Source organism: Streptomyces sp. NPDC001514, assembly GCF_053597075.1.
The window spans coordinates 192721-209854 of sequence record NZ_JBSFHO010000009.1 but is presented as its reverse complement, the minus strand read 5'-3'; the positions used below and the strand labels follow the sequence as shown (position 1 = coordinate 209854).

Below are 17134 nucleotides of genomic sequence, written 5' to 3'. Positions count from 1 at the left end.
GTACTCACCCTCTCGGGCTTTCCTCCGGGCGCTTCCCTTCGGTGTTTCCAACCTTACCAGATTCATTTTCCGTTCCGTTCCCGGTTCGGATTCTGTTTCCGGCGGCCGTTGGAGGGCCTTTTGTCTTTCGACTGCCTTTCGGCGGATCCGACTTTATCAGAGATTCTGAGTCGGAATTCCCGCCCCCTGGGTGGTCCATCCGAGCGCACAGGTGCGCCCCGGACTTCCCCTCAGGCGGAGCCGTAAACGTACTGGAGCGGGGCGGCCGATGCAAATCGGGGCGCCCCGCTCCAAGATCACTCCACCAGGTGTCAGTTCTGCTGCCGGATCCGGCTGCAGACCCTGCGTCAGACCTCGACGACGACCGGGAGGATCATCGGCCGCCGGCGGTAGCTGTCGGAGACCCACTTGCCGACCGACCGGCGGATGAGTTGCTGCAGCTGGTGGGGCTCGGAGACGCCGTCCGCGGCGGACCTCTGGATGGCTTCCTCGATCTTCGGGATCACCGCGTCGAAGGCGGCGTCCTCGATGCCGGAGCCCCGGGCGTGAATGTTGGGCCCACCGACGACCTTGCCGGTCGTGGAGTCGACCACGACGAAGACCGAGATGATGCCTTCCTCGCCGAGGATGCGGCGGTCCTTCAGGTGGACCTCGGTGACATCGCCGACCGAGAGGCCGTCGACGTACACATACCCCGCCTGGACCTTGCCGGTGATCTTGGCCTTGCCGTCGATCAGGTCGACGACCACGCCGTCCTCGGCGATGACGATGCGGTCCTTGGGGACACCCGTCATCGCGCCGAGCTCGGCGTTGGCGCGGAGGTGGCGCCATTCGCCGTGGACCGGCATGAGGTTCTTCGGCTTGCAGATGTTGTAGAAGTACAGCAGCTCGCCGGCCGAGGCATGGCCCGAGACGTGGACCTTGGCGTTGCCCTTGTGGACGACGTTGGCACCCCAACGGGTGAGTCCGTTGATCACCCGGTAGACGGCGTTCTCGTTACCCGGAATGAGTGACGAGGCCAGGATGACGGTGTCGCCCTGCACGATGCGGATCTGATGGTCGCGGTTGGCCATGCGGGACAGGGCCGCCATCGGCTCACCCTGGGAACCCGTACAGACCAGCACGACCTCGTCGTCGGGGAGGTCGTCCAGCGTCTTGACGTCCACGACCAGACCGGCCGGGACCCTGAGGTACCCCAGATCACGGGCGATGCCCATGTTCCTGACCATCGAGCGGCCGACGAAGGCGACCCTGCGGCCGTACTCGTGTGCCGCGTCGAGGATCTGCTGGATGCGGTGGACGTGGCTGGCGAAGCTGGCCACGATGATGCGCTTCTGGGCTGCCGCGAAGACGCCGCGCAGGACATTGGAGATGTCACGCTCGGCCGGGACGAAGCCGGGGACCTCGGCGTTGGTCGAGTCGGACAGCAGGAGGTCGATGCCCTCCTCGCTCAGGCGCGCGAAGGCGTGCAGGTCCGTGAGGCGGCCGTCCATGGGGAGCTGGTCCATCTTGAAGTCGCCCGTGTGGACGGCCATGCCCGCAGGGGTGCGGATGGCGACGGCCAGGGCGTCCGGGATGGAGTGGTTGACCGCGATGAACTCGCAGTCGAACGGGCCGATGCGCTCGCGGTTGCCCTCGCTGACTTCGAGGGTGTACGGGCGGATGCGGTGCTCCTGGAGCTTGGCCTCGATCAGGGCGAGGGTCAGCTTGGAGCCGATCAGCGGGATGTCCGGCTTCAGCCGCAGCAGGTACGGGACACCGCCGATGTGGTCCTCGTGGCCGTGCGTGAGGACGATGCCCTCGATGTCGTCGAGGCGGTCCTTGATCGTGGTGAAGTCGGGCAGGATCAGGTCGATGCCGGGCTGCTCCTCCTCGGGGAAGAGCACGCCGCAGTCGACGATCAGAAGCCGGCCGTCGTATTCGAAGACGGTCATGTTCCGGCCGATCTCGCCGAGACCGCCGAGCGGGGTGACGCGCAGGCCGCCCTTCGGAAGCTTCGGCGGTGCGCCGAGTTCAGGATGCGGATGACTCAAAAGACTCTCCTCACCACACGCGCCACGTACCGCTTGGGCACGTGGCGCGTATGACATTCGTGCACTTGCTGTTGTCGTTGTTGTGGTGCGTATTCACTTGGGTCGTATTCAGTTGTGAAGTCTGTGGTTACAGCTGTACCCCGCCGGCGGCGAGATCGATCTTGAGCTGGGCGGTCTCGGCCTCGGTGAGCTCGACGAGCGGGAGGCGCAGCGGGCCTGCGGGCAGGCCCTGGAGGGCGAGGGCCGCCTTGGTCGTGATGACGCCCTGGGTCCGGAACATTCCGGTGAAGACCGGGAGCAGCTTCTGGTGGATCTCGGTGGCCTTCTGGACGTCACCCGCGGTGTACGCGTCGACGAGGGCGCGCAGCTCAGGGGTGACGACGTGGCCGACCACGGAGACGAAGCCGACGGCACCGACCGAGAGGAGCGGGAGGTTGAGCATGTCGTCGCCCGAGTACCAGGCGAGCCCGCTCCGGGCGATGGCCCAGCTGGCGCGGCCGAGGTCGCCCTTGGCGTCCTTGTTGGCGACGATCCGCGGGTGCTCGGCGAGGCGGACGATCGTCTCGGTGTCGATCGGAACGCCGCTGCGGCCCGGGATGTCGTACAGCATCACCGGGAGGCCCGTGGCGTCGGCGATGGCCGAGAAGTGCCGGTACAGGCCCTCCTGCGGGGGCTTGTTGTAGTACGGCGTGACGGCGAGCAGGCCGTGCACGCCGGCGCGCTCGGCGGTGCGGGCGAGTTCGATGCTGTGGTGGGTGTCGTTGGTGCCGATTCCGGCGACGACGTGGGCGCGGTCGCCCACGGCGTCGAGGACAGCTCGTACGAGCTGGTCTTTCTCCACGTCACTGGTGGTCGGGGACTCGCCGGTGGTGCCGTTGATGATCAGGCCGTCGTTGCCTGCGTCCACCAGGTGGGTGGCGAGCCGCTGCGCGCCGTCGAGGTCGAGCGCGCCGTCCGCCGTGAACGGCGTGACCATGGCGGTGAGGACCCGCCCGAAGGGGGTCTGCGGAGTGGAGATCGGAGCCATGGGTAACACGCTACTCGCTGCTCAGCGCGTGGTGTCCCCTTGGGGGACGTGACGTATGACGTGGACAGTGGAACCCGGCACTGCCTGCTCGGGGGTTCAAGCAGTGCCGGGTCCGTTTGATCAGCCTAGATGAACTTCTCGAAACGTCGCAATACGGACACCGAGTAAGGCTGACCGTACATCTGTGCCCTACGGGGCAACCCGTCCGTTCGCATTGAACGCGGCGTAGGTGAGCGGCATGAGCTTGGCCCAGTGCTCCTCCATCTTCTCGCCGACCATCTCGATCTCCCGCTGCGGGAAGGACGGGACCTTCGCCATGTCGTGCTGGGTGCGCAGGCCGAGGAAGTGCATGAGCGAGCGCGCGTTGCACGTCGCGTACATCGACGAGTACAGCCCGACGGGGAGGACCGAGCGGGCGACCTCGCGGGCGACGCCGGCTGCGAGCATCTCCTGGTACGCCTCGTACGACTGGTGGTACGAGTCCGTCATGACGCGTCCGGTGAGCTCCTGCTGGGCCTGGGTGCCCTCGACGAAGACGTACTTCCCGGGACGCCCCTCCTGGACGAGTTTGCGGGACTCGTCCGGGACGTAGAAGACGGGCTGCAGCTCCCGGTAGCGCCCCGACTCCTCGTTGTACGACCAGCCGACGCGGTGGCGCATGAACTCGCGGAAGACGAAGATCGGGGCGCTGATGAAGAACGTCATCGAGTTGTGCTCGAAGGGGCTGCCGTGGCGGTCCCGCATCAGATAGTTGATGAGCCCCTTCGAGCGCTCCGGGTCCTTGGAGATCTCCTCCAGGGACTGCTCGCCCGCGGTGGAGACCCGGGCCGCCCACAGCACGTCGGAGTCGCCGGCGGTGTGCTTCACCAGCTCGACGGTGACGTCGCTGCGGAAGCTGGGCTTGATGTCGGCGGGGATCTGGGTCACCGGCGGGGGTCCTTCCAGTTGCGTCGCTCGGGCGGCGCCCACTCTACGGCTCGCCACCGACAACGCCGGGATGCGCAGACCCGACGGGACCGGTGGAGACCAGACGGACCGGACGGGACCGGACGGGACCGACGGGTGCCTCCTATGATTCTTCGGTCAATTCGTTGGAATCGGGCACCTCATGGACGTTCTGTGCGTCTGTACCTGTAGCAGCGACCAGACACAGGACGCGCATCGCTCACCAGGCTCCAGGAGGCCCCCTTATGTTCCGCCGGCGAGAGGCCGTTCCGTTCGCATTCGTCGCCGAGGCCGATCGCTTCCGCAGTGACGTCACTCCGCCGCCCAGGGAGCGCCCGAGCCGGTCGCAGCTGCTGGGACGTACGCTGATCGGCCTGACCGTCGCGGCCGGGCTGGCCGGGTCGCTGCTCCTCGGGATGCCGGCGCTGGAGTCCCCGCAGGCGCCCTCGCACTCGAAGCAGTCCGAGGCCTCCGACGGCCGCTGACTCGTACGGGCCCCCTGGGGTGGTCCGTCCGGGACCGCCTCGGTAGCCTCACCAGGCACAGCCCATCGTGCTTGATGAGTGAGGATCAGCCGTGCCCCTGCCCTTTCTGACGGCCGACCGCGCCTTTGACGCCACGGCGGACGACGATGTCGCCCTGCCGTTCGACGACCATGATCAGTGGCGGCGGCCGTACCGTCCGGGATCCTGGCGGGTGGCGGCCGCGGCGCTGCTCCTGCTGCTCGCCTCGTTCGTGCTGATCGCCGCTGTGATCATCGCGTTTGCCGGGGCCGTACCGGGCGCGGGGCTGTGCTTCGGGCTCGCGTCGCTGATGATCGCGGCGGCGCTGCGGCTGTTGCGCATCGGCGCCTGGGTGAGCAGGCACGGTCTGCGGTGCGTGGGATTCTTCTCGACCAGCACCGTGGCCTGGGGGCAGGTCGCGGAGCTGCGCACGGTGCAGCAGCCGGTGCGCTGGCTGGGGCTGCCGCGGACGGTGCAGGGGCAGGCGCTCGTGCTCGTACGCGAGGTCGGTGAGCCGCTGACGCTGCTCACCGACCACAACGCGGACTTTCTGGCGCGGATAGAGGCGTTCGACCGCGCGGCGGACACGGTCGAGGCGTGGGGCGCGGAGTACGCGCCGGCGCTGCAGGCGAGCTCCTGACCGGGGCTTTCGCCCGAGGTCGTTATGCCGTGCCGTCGTGCAACGCGATCGCCTTCTGCATCGCCTTGCGGGCTCGAGGTGTGTCGCGTGCGTCGTGGTAGGCAACCGCCAGCCGGAACCAGCAGCGCCAGTCGTCGGGTGAGTCCTCGGTCTCCGCGCGGCGCTCGGCGAAGACGGCGTCCGCCGAGTCGCGGTCGATACGGCCGCCAGGAGTGCGGACCAGCTCGTCGACCGGCAGTCCGCCCTCGGCGTCCAGCTCGGCGGCCAGCGCATTGGCCTTCTTGACGAACTGAGTGTTCTTCCAGAGGAACCAGACCCCGATCACCGGCAGGATCAGCACCGCGGCACCGAATGCGACGGTGAGCGCGGTGCCCTGCTGGATCAGCATCACGCCCCGGCTGCCGACCAGGACGAAGTAGACGACCAGGACGGCAGCCGTGACGAAGTACGAGATTTTCGCGCGCATGGCAGGAACCGGTCTCAGCCGAGGTCGAGGAAGTGCTCGAGGCCGAAGGTGAGCCCCGGTGTGGTCACCACGCGGCGCACACCGAGCAGGATGCCGGGCATGAAGCTGCTGTGGTGCAGGGAGTCGTGGCGGATGGTGAGGGTCTCGCCCTCGCCGCCGAGCAGGACTTCCTGGTGGGCCAGCAGACCGCGGAGCCGTACGGCGTGCACCGGCACCCCGTCGACGTCCGCGCCGCGTGCGCCGTCCAGGGCGGTGACGGTGGCGTCGGGCTGCGGGGCGCAGCCGGCCTCGGCGCGGGCGGCCGCGATCAGCTGGGCGGTGCGCGTCGCGGTGCCGGAGGGGGCGTCTGCCTTGTTCGGGTGGTGCAGCTCGACGACCTCGACCGACTCGAAATAGCGCGCGGCCTGGGCGGCGAACTTCATCGTGAGCACGGCGCCGATCGAGAAGTTGGGCGCGATGAGCACGCCCGTCTCCGGGGAGGCGTCGAGCGAGGTGCGCAGATGCGCGAGGCGCTCGTCCGTCCAGCCTGTCGTGCCCACCACGGCGTGGATGCCGTGGCGTACGCAGAAGTCGAGATTGCCCATCACCGAGGCGGGCGTGGTCAGTTCGACCGCGACCTGGGCGCCGGTCTCGGCGAGGGTCTCCAGCTTGTCGCCCCGGCCGAGCGCGGCGACGAGTTCCATGTCATCGGCGGCCTCGACGGCCCGTACCGCTTCGGAGCCGATACGGCCCTTGGCACCGAGGACGGCCACGCGCAACTTGCTCATATTGCGTTCGCTCTCTACGAGACGGATTCGTGCAGGCGGTCGGCTTGCTTGTCCTTCAGCGGGCCGATCACCGACAGCGAGGGGCGCTGTCCCAGTACGTCGCGGGCGACCGCGCGTACGTCGTCCGGGGTGACCGCGGCTATGTTCGCCAGCATGTCGTCGACCGACATCTGGTCGCCCCAGCACAGCTCGCTCTTGCCGATGCGATTCATCAGCGCGCCGGTGTCCTCGAGGCCGAGGACGGTCGAGCCGGAGAGCTGGCCGATGGCGCGGTCGATCTCGTCGTCCGGCAGTCCCTCGCCCGCGACCCGGTCGAGCTCTCCGCGGCAGATCTTCAGCACGTCGTGGACCTGGCTGGGCCGGCAGCCCGCGTAGACGCCGAAGAGCCCGCAGTCGGCGAAGCCCGAGGTGTACGAGTACACGCTGTAGGCGAGGCCGCGCTTCTCGCGGACCTCCTGGAACAGGCGCGACGACATGCCGCCGCCGAGTGCCGTGTTCAGTACGCCGAGGGCCCACCGGCGGTCGTCCGTGCGAGGGAGGCCCGGCATGCCGAGGACGACATGGGCCTGCTCGGTCCTGCGGCCCACCATCTCGACCCGGCCGGCGGTCCTGATCGTCCGGTGGCCGTCGCGCGGGGCGACGGGCGTGGCGTCCGTACGGGACAGGGCGCCGGCCTTGTCGAAGGCCTTGCGGACCTGGCGTACGACGGTGGCGTGGTCGATGTTGCCCGCGGCCGCGACGACCAGGTGCGTCGGGTCGTAGTGCTTCTTGTAGAAGCGGGCGATCTGCGAGCGGTTCAGCGCGTTGATGGTGTCGACGGTGCCGAGGACCGGGCGGCCGAGCGGGGTGTCGCCGAACATGGTGCGCGCGAAGAGGTCGTGGACGACGTCGCCCGGGTCGTCCTCGGTCATCGCGATCTCTTCGAGGATGACGCCGCGCTCGGCGTCGACGTCCTCGTCGAGGATCAGCGAGCCGGTGAGCATGTCGCACACGACGTCGATCGCCAGCGGCAGATCGGTGTCGAGCACGCGCGCGTAGTAACAGGTGTACTCCTTCGCCGTGAAGGCGTTCATCTCGCCGCCGACCGCGTCGATCGCGGCGGAGATGTCGAGGGCGGAGCGCTTGTGCGTGCCCTTGAAGAGGAGGTGCTCCAGATAGTGCGTCGCGCCGTTCAGCGAGGGGGTCTCGTCGCGGGAGCCGACGTGCGCCCAGATGCCGAAGGTGGCGGAGCGGACGGACGGCAGTGTCTCGGTGACGATGCGCAGACCACCGGGGAGGGTGGTCTTGCGGACCGTGCCGATGCCGTGCTCGCCCTGGAGAAGCGTTTGGGTACGGGCGACGGCCCGCGCCTCCGAAGAGGTGCGGGCCGTCGTCCTGGAACTACGGGACGTCACTTGTCGGTGTCGTCCTTCGCGTCGTCGGCAGCGTCCTCGTCCGCCATCACGGGGATGAGGGAGAGCTTGCCGCGCTGGTCGATCTCGGCGATCTCGACCTGCACCTTGGAGCCGACCGCGAGCACGTCCTCGACGTTCTCCACGCGCTTGCCACCGGCGAGCTTGCGGATCTGCGAGATGTGCAGCAGGCCGTCCTTGCCCGGGAGCAGCGAGACGAACGCACCGAAGGTGGTGGTCTTGACGACCGTGCCCAGGTAGCGCTCGCCGACCTCCGGCATGGTCGGGTTGGCGATGCCGTTGATCGTGGCGCGGGCGGCCTCGGCGGCCGGGCCGTCGGCGGCACCGATGTAGATGGTGCCGTCGTCCTCGATCGTGATCTCGGCGCCGGTGTCCTCCTGGATCTGGTTGATCATCTTGCCCTTGGGGCCGATGACCTCGCCGATCTTGTCCACGGGGATCTTGACGGTGATGATCCGCGGGGCGTTCGGGGACATCTCGTCCGGGGTGTCGATCGCTTCCATCATCACGTCGAGGATGTGGAGGCGGGCGTCGCGGGCCTGCTTGAGGGCCGCGGCCAGGACGGAGGCCGGGATGCCGTCCAGCTTGGTGTCGAGCTGGAGGGCGGTGACGAACTCCTTCGTACCGGCGACCTTGAAGTCCATGTCGCCGAAGGCGTCCTCCGCACCGAGGATGTCGGTGAGGGCGACGTAGTGCGTCTGGCCGTCGATCTCCTGGGAGATCAGACCCATGGCGATACCGGCGACGGGGGCCTTCAGCGGCACACCGGCGTTCAGCAGCGACATGGTGGAGGCGCAGACCGAGCCCATGGACGTCGAGCCGTTGGAGCCGAGGGCCTCGGACACCTGGCGGATCGCGTACGGGAACTCCTCGCGCGTCGGCAGCACCGGCACGATGGCGCGCTCGGCGAGGGCGCCGTGGCCGATCTCGCGGCGCTTCGGCGAACCGACGCGGCCGGTCTCACCGACGGAGTACGGCGGGAAGTTGTAGTTGTGCATGTAGCGCTTGCGGGTCACCGGGGAAAGGGTGTCCAGCTGCTGCTCCATGCGGAGCATGTTCAGGGTGGTGACGCCCAGGATCTGGGTCTCGCCACGCTCGAACAGGGCCGAGCCGTGCACGCGCGGGATGGCCTCGACCTCGGCGGCGAGCGTACGGATGTCCGTGACGCCACGGCCGTCGATGCGCTTCTTCTCCTTGATGACGCGCTCACGGACCAGGGACTTGGTCAGCGAGCGGTACGCGGCGGAGATCTCCTTCTCGCGGCCCTCGAACTGCGGGAGCAGCTTCTCGGCGGCCAGACCCTTGACGCGGTCCAGCTCGGCCTCGCGGTCCTGCTTGCCCGCGATGGTCAGCGCCTGCGAGAGCTCGTCCTTGACGGCGGCGGTGAGCGCCTCCAGGACGTCGTCCTGGTAGTCGAGGAAGACCGGGAACTCGCCGGTCGGCTTGGCGGCCTTGGCTGCGAGGTCCGCCTGGGCCTTGCAGAGGACCTTGATGAAGGGCTTCGCGGCCTCGAGACCGGAGGCGACGATCTCCTCGGTCGGCGCCTCGGCGCCGCCCTTGACCAGCTCGATGGTCTTCTCGGTGGCCTCGGCCTCGACCATCATGATCGCGACGTCGCCGTCCTCCAGGACGCGGCCCGCGACCACCATGTCGAAGACGGCGTCCTCGAGCTCGGTGTGGGTCGGGAAGGCCACCCACTGGCCCTTGATCAGCGCGACACGGGTGCCGCCGATCGGGCCGGAGAAGGGCAGGCCGGCCAGCTGCGTGGAGCAGGAGGCGGCGTTGATCGCGACCACGTCGTACAGGTGGTCGGGGTTGAGCGCCATGATCGTCTCGACGATCTGGATCTCGTTGCGCAGGCCCTTCCTGAAGGACGGGCGCAGCGGGCGGTCGATCAGGCGACAGGTGAGGACCGCGTCCTCGGACGGGCGGCCCTCACGGCGGAAGAACGAGCCGGGGATCTTGCCCGCGGCGTACATCCGCTCCTCGACGTCGACCGTCAGAGGGAAGAAGTCCAGCTGGTCCTTGGGGGTCTTGGACGCGGTGGTGGCCGACAGCACCATGGTGTCGTCGTCCAGGTACGCAACGGCGGAGCCGGCGGCCTGCTTGGCCAGGCGGCCCGTCTCGAAGCGGATGGTGCGGGTGCCGAAGGAACCGTTGTCGATCACGGCTTCGGCGTAGTGGGTCTCGTTCTCCACCAGCGATATCTCCTCGTCTGCGTCTCCCCGCCCGTGTGGCGTGGGGGACGGTGGCGGAGAAGCGCGCCTTGCGTGCGGGCCGGTCTTCGATCGAAGCACCCGGGTGATGTGTCCCGGGGGCCACTACCGAGGACCGGCGGCGGAGGGGCGCTCCTCCTCTTCGTTATTGCGTTTTCAGGTACTGCTTCGGTACTGCGTTATTGCGTTGTGCTGTGCGACCAGATTACTGACGTTTCCGGCAGGTCCGCACGTACAGCAAAAGGGAGCGGCCCCCTCAGAGTGGGAACCGCTCCCTTCACGGCGTCTTACTTCGCGCCCGCCGCACCGCGACGGATGCCGAGGCGGTCGACCAGCGTACGGAAGCGCTGGATGTCCTTCTTGGCCAGGTACTGCAGCAGTCGGCGGCGCTGGCCGACCAGGATCAGCAGACCACGGCGGGAGTGGTGGTCGTGCTTGTGGGTCTTGAGGTGCTCGGTCAGGTCCGAGATGCGGCGGGAGAGCATCGCGACCTGGACCTCGGGGGAGCCGGTGTCGCCCTCCTTGGTGCCGAACTCGGCCATGATCTGCTTCTTCGTAGCGGCGTCGAGAGACACTCGGTACTCCTCTTTGGTGTTCGATGCGCCTGCGAGTGCCCCTGGTCTTGATCTCAGGGGAGCTTCCGTTACTCGGAGGCGAAGGCACGATGGGCGCTGCTCCCAGCTGCGCAGAGGCGAGGCTGAGGGCGCGTACACAAACGGCCGTCACACAGCGTACCAGTCCTCCTGACCGGCCCCGCACCGGCCCGCACCGACTCCGGGCCTAGCTGGTCAGCGAGCGCGCCGCGTCGAAGACGTCCAGGACGGCCAGGCAGAGCGGGACCAGGGAGAGGAGCACCGCGCCCTCGGCGAGGTCGAGCAGCCGGCCCCAGAAGGGCGAGAGGCCCTTCTTCGGAATGACCAGGCCGATCGCGGTGAACAGCGCGGCTCCGGCGGCGACGGCCGCGGTGAGCCAGATCGTACGGATGTCGAGGCCGCCGCGGTCCCCGAAGATCAGCAGGTCCTTGACCAGGTCGGTCGGCGGGTTCAGGGAGAGGCCCAGGACGAGCAGGGCGATCGCGGCGGTGCCCGCGACCATGACGCAGGCGACCTGCGAGGTGTAGCGGAAGAGGCGGGCGCGCAGCAGCATGGCCAGGCCGGCGGCCAGGGCCAGGAACTGGCCCCAGACATTGCCGGCGAAGCCGAGGACGGCCGCGGAGCCGACCACGACCGCGGCACAGCCGCCGACCAGGCCGAGCAGCATCTCGTGGCCGCGGCGGGCCTGCAGCGCGATGCGCTCCGCGTCGACGGGCTGGGCCTCCGGGGTCTCGTGCGGGTCGGCGTGGAAGTCGTCGTCGGTCGCACTGCGTGGCGAGGCGTACCCGATGGGCAGCCGGGCGAAGCGGGCCGAGAGGCCGGGCAGGAAGGCCACCAGGGCGATGGCGGCGGGGGCGCAGACCGCGGCGGTCGCGGTCGCCGACGCCTCGGCGAGGATCGCGGCGAAGGTGGCGAGGGTGCCGACGGTGGCCAGGAAGGTGGCCGCGACGAACGGGGCGTCGCCGCTCGGGGTGAGGACGACCAGGGCGACCGAGGCGACCAGCACGGTCACGCAGCCGAGCAGGAACTGCAGCCGGCCGGGTCCGTGTCCCGCCGCCGGGCCGATGATCCCGGACCCGGCGATGAGCAGCAGCGGGAGCGCGCCGAGGCCGAGGGCGACGGCGGTGGCCCGGTCGGAGTAGACCCGGGCGCGTACGCCGGCGAAGGCGGTCAGCAGCACACCGGCGGCGCCTGCGACGACGCCGGGCAGGCTGTGCATGTCGTGGCGGACCGGGTCGGCGAACCAGAGCACGAAGCCCATGAGGACGAGCAGCAGCACTCCGCCGACGAGTCCGGCACCGCGCAGCAGGTCGTCGCTCCACAGATGGCGGTCGCGGGTGACGGCCGCGGCGACGGCGTCGGCCACGTCGTCGAAGACCGCGGGCGGCAGCGACTGGGCGAACGGACGGAGGCTGAGCACCTCTCCGTCGAGCACCTGCTGGGCGGCGAGCGTACGAGCGCCGTCGAGGACGGTGCCGTCGCGGCGAACCAGGTGGTACCCGGTGGGAGTTCCGGCGGACTGCGTCTGGCCGGTGAGCCGCAGGATCTCCGGGTAGACGTCGGCGACGGCGATGTCCTCCGGGAGGGCGACGTCGATCCGGCTGTCGGGCGCCACGACAGTGACGCGGCAGAAGCCGGTCGCTGCGGTCGTACTCACGTGTCTGGACCCCCTGAAAGGCGATGGCGCACAGGCTGATTCGCGGTTGCGCACGGTGCGCGGACACCCTACCGGGACGTGGTGTCATCACCTGCAAGTAGGATCACCGTCGCGCGGAGGGAAGTCCGCGAAGCAAAGGCAGCCACGGGGGCGCCGGTGCGGATTCCGGCATCGTCAGACCTCCGGCTTCCGTCCGTACCGAGGGATTGATGTTCCGGTGAGCCAGATCGTCGTCAAACGCCCGCCGCGCTCCCTTCCGCCCGAAGTGCCCAGCGAGGAACTGACGCTGGAGTCCCCGCCGGAGCTGCCGCGGGGTCAGCAGGAGTCCATGCTGATGCAGCTTCTGCCGATGCTCGGCATGGGCTCGTCGGTGGTGTTCTTCTTCATGCCGAACGCCCATCCGTTCATGCGGATCATGGGCGTGCTGATGCTGGTGTCGACGTTCGCGATGGCTGTCGCCCAACTCGTCCGGTTCCGCAAGGGTGCGCAGGGGCAAATTGCCGATGTCCGGCGCGACTACGTCAAATACCTCGCGCAGACTCGGCGTACGGTCCGCAGGACCGCGCGGGCGCAGCGCGACGCGCAGTTGTATCTGCACCCCTCCCCCGAGCAGCTGTGGTCGGTGGTGGCCGAGGGCTCGCGGGTGTGGGAACGGCGGGTCGGCGACAAGGACTTCGGGCAGGTACGGATCGGGATCGGAGCGCAGCAGCTGTCGACTCCGCTGATCGCGCCGGACACGGCGCCGGTGGACGAGCTGGAGCCGCTGTGCGCGGGGGCGATGCAGCAGTTCCTGGCGGTGCACGGCTCGCTGGACGGGCTGCCGATGGCCGTGTCGATGCGGGCGTTCTACCACGTGACGGTGTCCGGCGAGCCGGAGTCGGCGCGGTCGATGGCCCGTGCGCTGGTGTCGCAGCTGGTGACGCTGCACTCCCCCGAGGATCTGATGGTCGCGGTGGTGGCGGCGCCCGGCGCGGTGGCGCGCTGGGACTGGACGAAGTGGCTGCCGCACACGCAGGTGCTCGGGCAGGTCGACGGGGCCGGTACGAAGCGGCTGTTCGGCGACGACCTGGGCGAGCTGGAGCAGCTGCTGCGCAGCAGGCTGGACGGGCGGCCGCGGTTCGGCCGGGACAGCCAGCCGGTCCTCGACCAGCCGCACATCGTCGTCGTGCTCGACGGCGGGATGGTGCCGCCGGACTCGCTGTTCGCGGCGGCCGAAGGGCTCCAGGGCGTCACCATCGTCGAGGTCGTCCCCGGTGAGCTGGACGAGCCGCGGGGCGGGCTCTCGATCGTCGTACGGCCCGGGCGGCTTCGGCTGGAGTCGGGCGCCGGTTTCGCCTACGAGGGTGTGCCGGACGGGATGTCGCTGCCGGCCGCCGAGGCGCTGGCGCGGCAGCTGGCGCCGCTGCGGATGGGCGGGGGCGACGACGACGAACCGCTGCTCGCCAACCTGGACTTCACGGATCTGCTGAACCTGGGCGACGCGGCGTCGGTGGATGTGACGCGCACGTGGCGGCCGCGGTCTACGGCGGAGCGGCTTCGGGTGCCGATCGGTGTCGGCGAGGACGGCCAGCCGGTGATGCTGGACCTGAAGGAGGCCGCGCAGGAGGGCATGGGCCCGCACGGCCTGTGCGTGGGCGCGACCGGTTCCGGCAAGTCCGAGCTGCTGCGCACGCTGGTGCTCGGCCTTGCGGTGACGCACTCGTCCGAGACGCTGAACTTCGTGCTCGCGGACTTCAAGGGCGGTGCGACCTTCGCCGGCATGTCGCAGATGCCGCACGTGGCCGCGGTCATCACCAACCTCGCGGACGATCTGACACTGGTCGACCGCATGGGCGACGCGATCCGCGGTGAGCTGCAGCGCCGCCAGGAGCTGCTGCGCTCGGCGGGCAACTACGCCAACATCCACGACTACGAGAAGGCGCGCGCCGCCGGTGCGCCGCTGGAGCCGCTGGCCTCGCTGGTCCTGGTCATCGACGAGTTCTCCGAACTGCTCACCGCCAAGCCGGACTTCATCGACATGTTCATCCAGATCGGCCGCATCGGCCGTTCGCTGGGTGTGCATCTGCTGCTCGCCTCGCAGCGCCTGGAGGAGGGCAAGCTGCGCGGCCTGGACACGTATCTCTCGTACCGGATCGGTCTGCGGACGTTCTCGGCGGCCGAATCGCGTACGGCGATCGGTGTGCCGGACGCGTACCACCTGCCGTCGGTGCCGGGCTCGGGCTATCTGAAGTTCGGCACGGAGGAGATGACCCGCTTCAAGGCGGCGTACGTGTCCGGTACGTACCGCACGGGCGGGCCGCAGCTCTCCGCCGACCACCTGCCGATCGAGCGGCGGCCCGCAGTCTTCACCGCGGTGCCGGTCCCGGTCGTGTACGCGGCGCCCGACCCGGCCTACCTCGCCGCCTCGCGAGACAGTGAGGACGACGCGCTCGCGGACACCGTGCTCGATGTGATCGTGCGCCGGCTGGAGGGGCAGGGCGTTCCCGCGCACCAGGTGTGGCTGCCGCCACTGGACCAGGCGCCGCCGCTCGACCAGTTGCTGCCGGGGCTCGCGCAGACGGCGGACCGCGGGCTGACGGCGACCGAGTACACGCGCCCGGGCGGTCTGGTCGTGCCGCTCGGTCTGATCGACAAGCCGTTCGAGCAGCGGCGCGAGGTGCTGTACCGGGACTTCTCGGGTGCGGCGGGCCACATGATGGTGGTCGGCGGTCCGCAGTCCGGCAAGTCGACGATGATGCGCACGCTGATCTCGTCGTTCGCGCTCACCCACACCCCGCACGAAGTGCAGTTCTACGCACTGGACTTCGGTGGTGGCGGTCTCTCCTCGCTCGCGGACCTGCCGCATGTGGGCGGGGTCGCGTCCCGGCTGGACCCGGAGCGGGTGCGGCGTACGGTCGCGGAGGTCGCGGGCGTGCTGAACCGGCGCGAGGAGTTCTTCCGCTCGCACAGCATCGACTCCATCGCCACGTACCGGCGCAAGCGGGCCGCGGGTGAACTGCCCGGCGAGGCCTGGGGCGATGTCTTCCTGGTCATCGACGGCTGGGGCGGCTTCAAGAACGACTACGACATGCTCGAGCCCGTCGTCGCGGACATCGCGGCGCGCGGTCTCGGATACGGCATCCATGTCGTCATCACCGCCGCGCGCTACATGGAGGTGCGCGCGGCGCTCAAGGACCAGATGCTGGGGCGTCTCGAACTGCGCCTCGGTGACGTCATGGACTCCGAGTTCGACCGCAAGGTCGCGGCGAACGTGCCGGCGGGCGTGCCCGGCCGTGGCCAGGTGCCGGAGAAGCTGCACTTCATGGGGGCGCTTCCGAGGATCGACGGTTCGAGCAGCTCGGTCGATCTCGCGGACGGCACGACGGCGTTCGTGCAGGCCGTGAAGGGAAGCTGGTCGGGCGCTGCGGCCCCGGGCGTACGGCTGCTGCCGCGCATGCTCCGCGCGGACCAGCTGCCCAAGGGCTTCGAGTTCCCGCAGCACGGCATCGCGATCGGTATCGACGAGACCAACCTGGAGCCGGTGTTCGTCGACTTCGAGTCCGACCCGTTCTTCATGATCTTCGGCGAGAGCGAGTCCGGTAAGACCGGTCTGCTGCGACTCATCGCCAAGCAGATCTCCGAGCGGTACACCCCCGAGCAGGCCCGGATCGTCGTCGGCGACTACCGGCGCACGATGCTGGAGGCCGTGCCGTCGTCACATCTGCTGGAGTACGCGCCGATGGCGTCCGCCATGCAGATGCACATGGACGCGATCAACACGGTGATGACGAAGCGCGCCCCGAAGCCGGACATCACCCCTCAGCAGCTGCGCGACCGCAGCTGGTGGAACGGCCCGCAACTGTTCGTGCTCATCGACGACTACGAGCTCGTCGCGACCAACTCCGGCAACCCGATGCAGGTGCTCGTGGAGAACCTGCCCTTCGCGCGCGACGTCGGCATCCGCTTCATCGTCGCGCGGAACGCGGCGGGCGCCTCGCGTGCGCTCTACGAGCCGTTCATGCAGCGCATGAAGGAGCTGGGCGCCCAGGGCGTGATCCTCTCCGGCGACCCGGGCGAGGGCGACATCATGGGCCATGTCCGGGCCCGCCCGATGCCTCCGGGCCGCGGCACGTTCGTGTCGCGGAAGCGGGGGACGCCGCTGGTGCAGCTGGGGTGGCTGGCGGACCGGTAGGGAGCGGGGTGCCGGACGCCTCCGCGATCGCGGAGGCCAGGGAAGCGGTCCTGGAGCGGCTCGCCCACTTCCGCATCACTGCTGTCCTGGGGGCGATCCACGCCCCCGGGCGCTGATCCGGCGCGGCGCACCGACCGGAGGGGACGGGAGTCCGGGGGGCTCCTCCTCACCGGCTTCCGGTCGGAGAGGGGCATCGGGGTGGTGGACAGCTCTGCGGCGCCGCTCACCGATCTCCACGAGGTGGCTGCGGCGCGCTTTCACCCGATCCGGTACCGGTGATCACCGCTCGCCCGAGGTGCAGGGCCCAGTAGGGTGAACCGGTAGCTCGTTCGCACGACCCGGATTGACCCGGAAGGGACCGCACCCATGACCGACGCAGCTGACAAGGAACGTCAGAAGGAAGAGCTGTACGCGCTCGACATCTCGGGCGTCGAGTGGCACGGTGCGCCGGGGACGAGCCCGGACGAGGAGCGGGTGGAGATCGCCTACCTGCCCGGCGGAGCGGTGGCGATGCGGTCGTCGCTCGATCCGGAGACGGTGCTGCGGTACACGGAGGCCGAGTGGCGTGCGTTCGTCCTGGGCGCGCGGGACGGCGAGTTCGACCTCATGTAGGTCACGTCCGGACATACGAATGGGGGTGCCCGCCGAGCTCGGCCTCCGTGTACCGTAGCACCGTCTCCGGATCGAGCGACGACCGCATCGCC

Annotated in this window: 13 protein-coding genes; 4 read left to right on the top strand and 9 right to left on the bottom strand. The window is 69.4% G+C overall.

Annotated features, from left to right (window positions below; translation table 11 throughout):
- Positions 1 to 347 precede the first annotated feature (347 nt).
- The 3 genes from ACWCXB_RS13070 to thyX all read right to left on the bottom strand — a co-directional run bounded on the left by ACWCXB_RS13070 (position 348) and on the right by thyX (position 3987).
- On the bottom strand, positions 348 to 2033 hold the full coding sequence (locus tag ACWCXB_RS13070; protein ID WP_450722076.1) for a ribonuclease J: 1686 nt from the start codon (positions 2031 to 2033) through the stop codon (positions 348 to 350).
- Between the two features lie 127 nt (positions 2034 to 2160).
- The gene (gene dapA / locus ACWCXB_RS13065; RefSeq protein ID WP_450722074.1) at positions 2161 to 3060 is read right to left on the bottom strand and encodes a 4-hydroxy-tetrahydrodipicolinate synthase; all 900 of its coding nucleotides are present in this window, start codon (positions 3058 to 3060) and stop codon (positions 2161 to 2163) included.
- A 189-nt stretch (positions 3061 to 3249) separates the two neighbouring features.
- Positions 3250 to 3987: an FAD-dependent thymidylate synthase gene (thyX, locus tag ACWCXB_RS13060; protein WP_450722072.1), complete on the bottom strand. Its 738-nt coding sequence runs from the start codon at positions 3985 to 3987 to the stop codon at positions 3250 to 3252.
- Positions 3988 to 4250: 263 nt separating this feature from the next.
- Here thyX and ACWCXB_RS13055 point away from each other — a divergent pair, with 263 nt between their 5' ends.
- Together ACWCXB_RS13055 and ACWCXB_RS13050 are read left to right on the top strand one after the other, a co-directional pair.
- Positions 4251 to 4490, top strand: a complete 240-nt coding sequence (locus ACWCXB_RS13055) for a hypothetical protein (protein ID WP_450722070.1) — start codon at positions 4251 to 4253, stop codon at positions 4488 to 4490.
- A gap of 91 nt (positions 4491 to 4581) precedes the next feature.
- Positions 4582 to 5148 (top strand): hypothetical protein, encoded by a 567-nt coding sequence (locus tag ACWCXB_RS13050; RefSeq protein WP_450722068.1) that lies wholly within the window; start codon positions 4582 to 4584, stop codon positions 5146 to 5148.
- A gap of 22 nt (positions 5149 to 5170) precedes the next feature.
- Here ACWCXB_RS13050 and ACWCXB_RS13045 read toward each other — a convergent pair whose 3' ends face one another.
- The 6 genes from ACWCXB_RS13045 to eccD all read right to left on the bottom strand — a co-directional run bounded on the left by ACWCXB_RS13045 (position 5171) and on the right by eccD (position 12259).
- The gene (locus tag ACWCXB_RS13045) at positions 5171 to 5614 is read right to left on the bottom strand and encodes a hypothetical protein (protein ID WP_450722066.1); all 444 of its coding nucleotides are present in this window, start codon (positions 5612 to 5614) and stop codon (positions 5171 to 5173) included.
- A 14-nt stretch (positions 5615 to 5628) separates the two neighbouring features.
- On the bottom strand, positions 5629 to 6381 hold the full coding sequence (gene dapB, locus ACWCXB_RS13040) for a 4-hydroxy-tetrahydrodipicolinate reductase (RefSeq protein ID WP_450722065.1): 753 nt from the start codon (positions 6379 to 6381) through the stop codon (positions 5629 to 5631).
- Between the two features lie 14 nt (positions 6382 to 6395).
- The gene (locus ACWCXB_RS13035; protein ID WP_450722063.1) at positions 6396 to 7775 is read right to left on the bottom strand and encodes a M16 family metallopeptidase; all 1380 of its coding nucleotides are present in this window, start codon (positions 7773 to 7775) and stop codon (positions 6396 to 6398) included.
- Complete coding sequence (locus ACWCXB_RS13030) at positions 7772 to 9991, bottom strand: polyribonucleotide nucleotidyltransferase (protein WP_450722061.1); 2220 nt, start codon at positions 9989 to 9991, stop codon at positions 7772 to 7774. Before ACWCXB_RS13030 ends, ACWCXB_RS13035 begins: the two co-directional genes overlap by 4 nt.
- A 305-nt stretch (positions 9992 to 10296) precedes the next feature.
- Entirely contained in the window at positions 10297 to 10584 is a 288-nt protein-coding gene (rpsO, locus tag ACWCXB_RS13025) for a 30S ribosomal protein S15 (protein WP_322725099.1), read from the bottom strand.
- A gap of 205 nt (positions 10585 to 10789) precedes the next feature.
- The gene (eccD, locus tag ACWCXB_RS13020; RefSeq protein ID WP_450722059.1) at positions 10790 to 12259 is read right to left on the bottom strand and encodes a type VII secretion integral membrane protein EccD; all 1470 of its coding nucleotides are present in this window, start codon (positions 12257 to 12259) and stop codon (positions 10790 to 10792) included.
- 217 nt (positions 12260 to 12476) lie between these two features.
- Here eccD and eccCa point away from each other — a divergent pair, with 217 nt between their 5' ends.
- Both eccCa and ACWCXB_RS13010 read left to right on the top strand, forming a co-directional pair.
- Entirely contained in the window at positions 12477 to 16430 is a 3954-nt protein-coding gene (gene eccCa / locus ACWCXB_RS13015; protein WP_450722057.1) for a type VII secretion protein EccCa, read from the top strand.
- A 366-nt stretch (positions 16431 to 16796) separates the two neighbouring features.
- Positions 16797 to 17042: a DUF397 domain-containing protein gene (locus ACWCXB_RS13010; RefSeq protein ID WP_450722055.1), complete on the top strand. Its 246-nt coding sequence runs from the start codon at positions 16797 to 16799 to the stop codon at positions 17040 to 17042.
- Positions 17043 to 17134 lie beyond the last annotated feature (92 nt).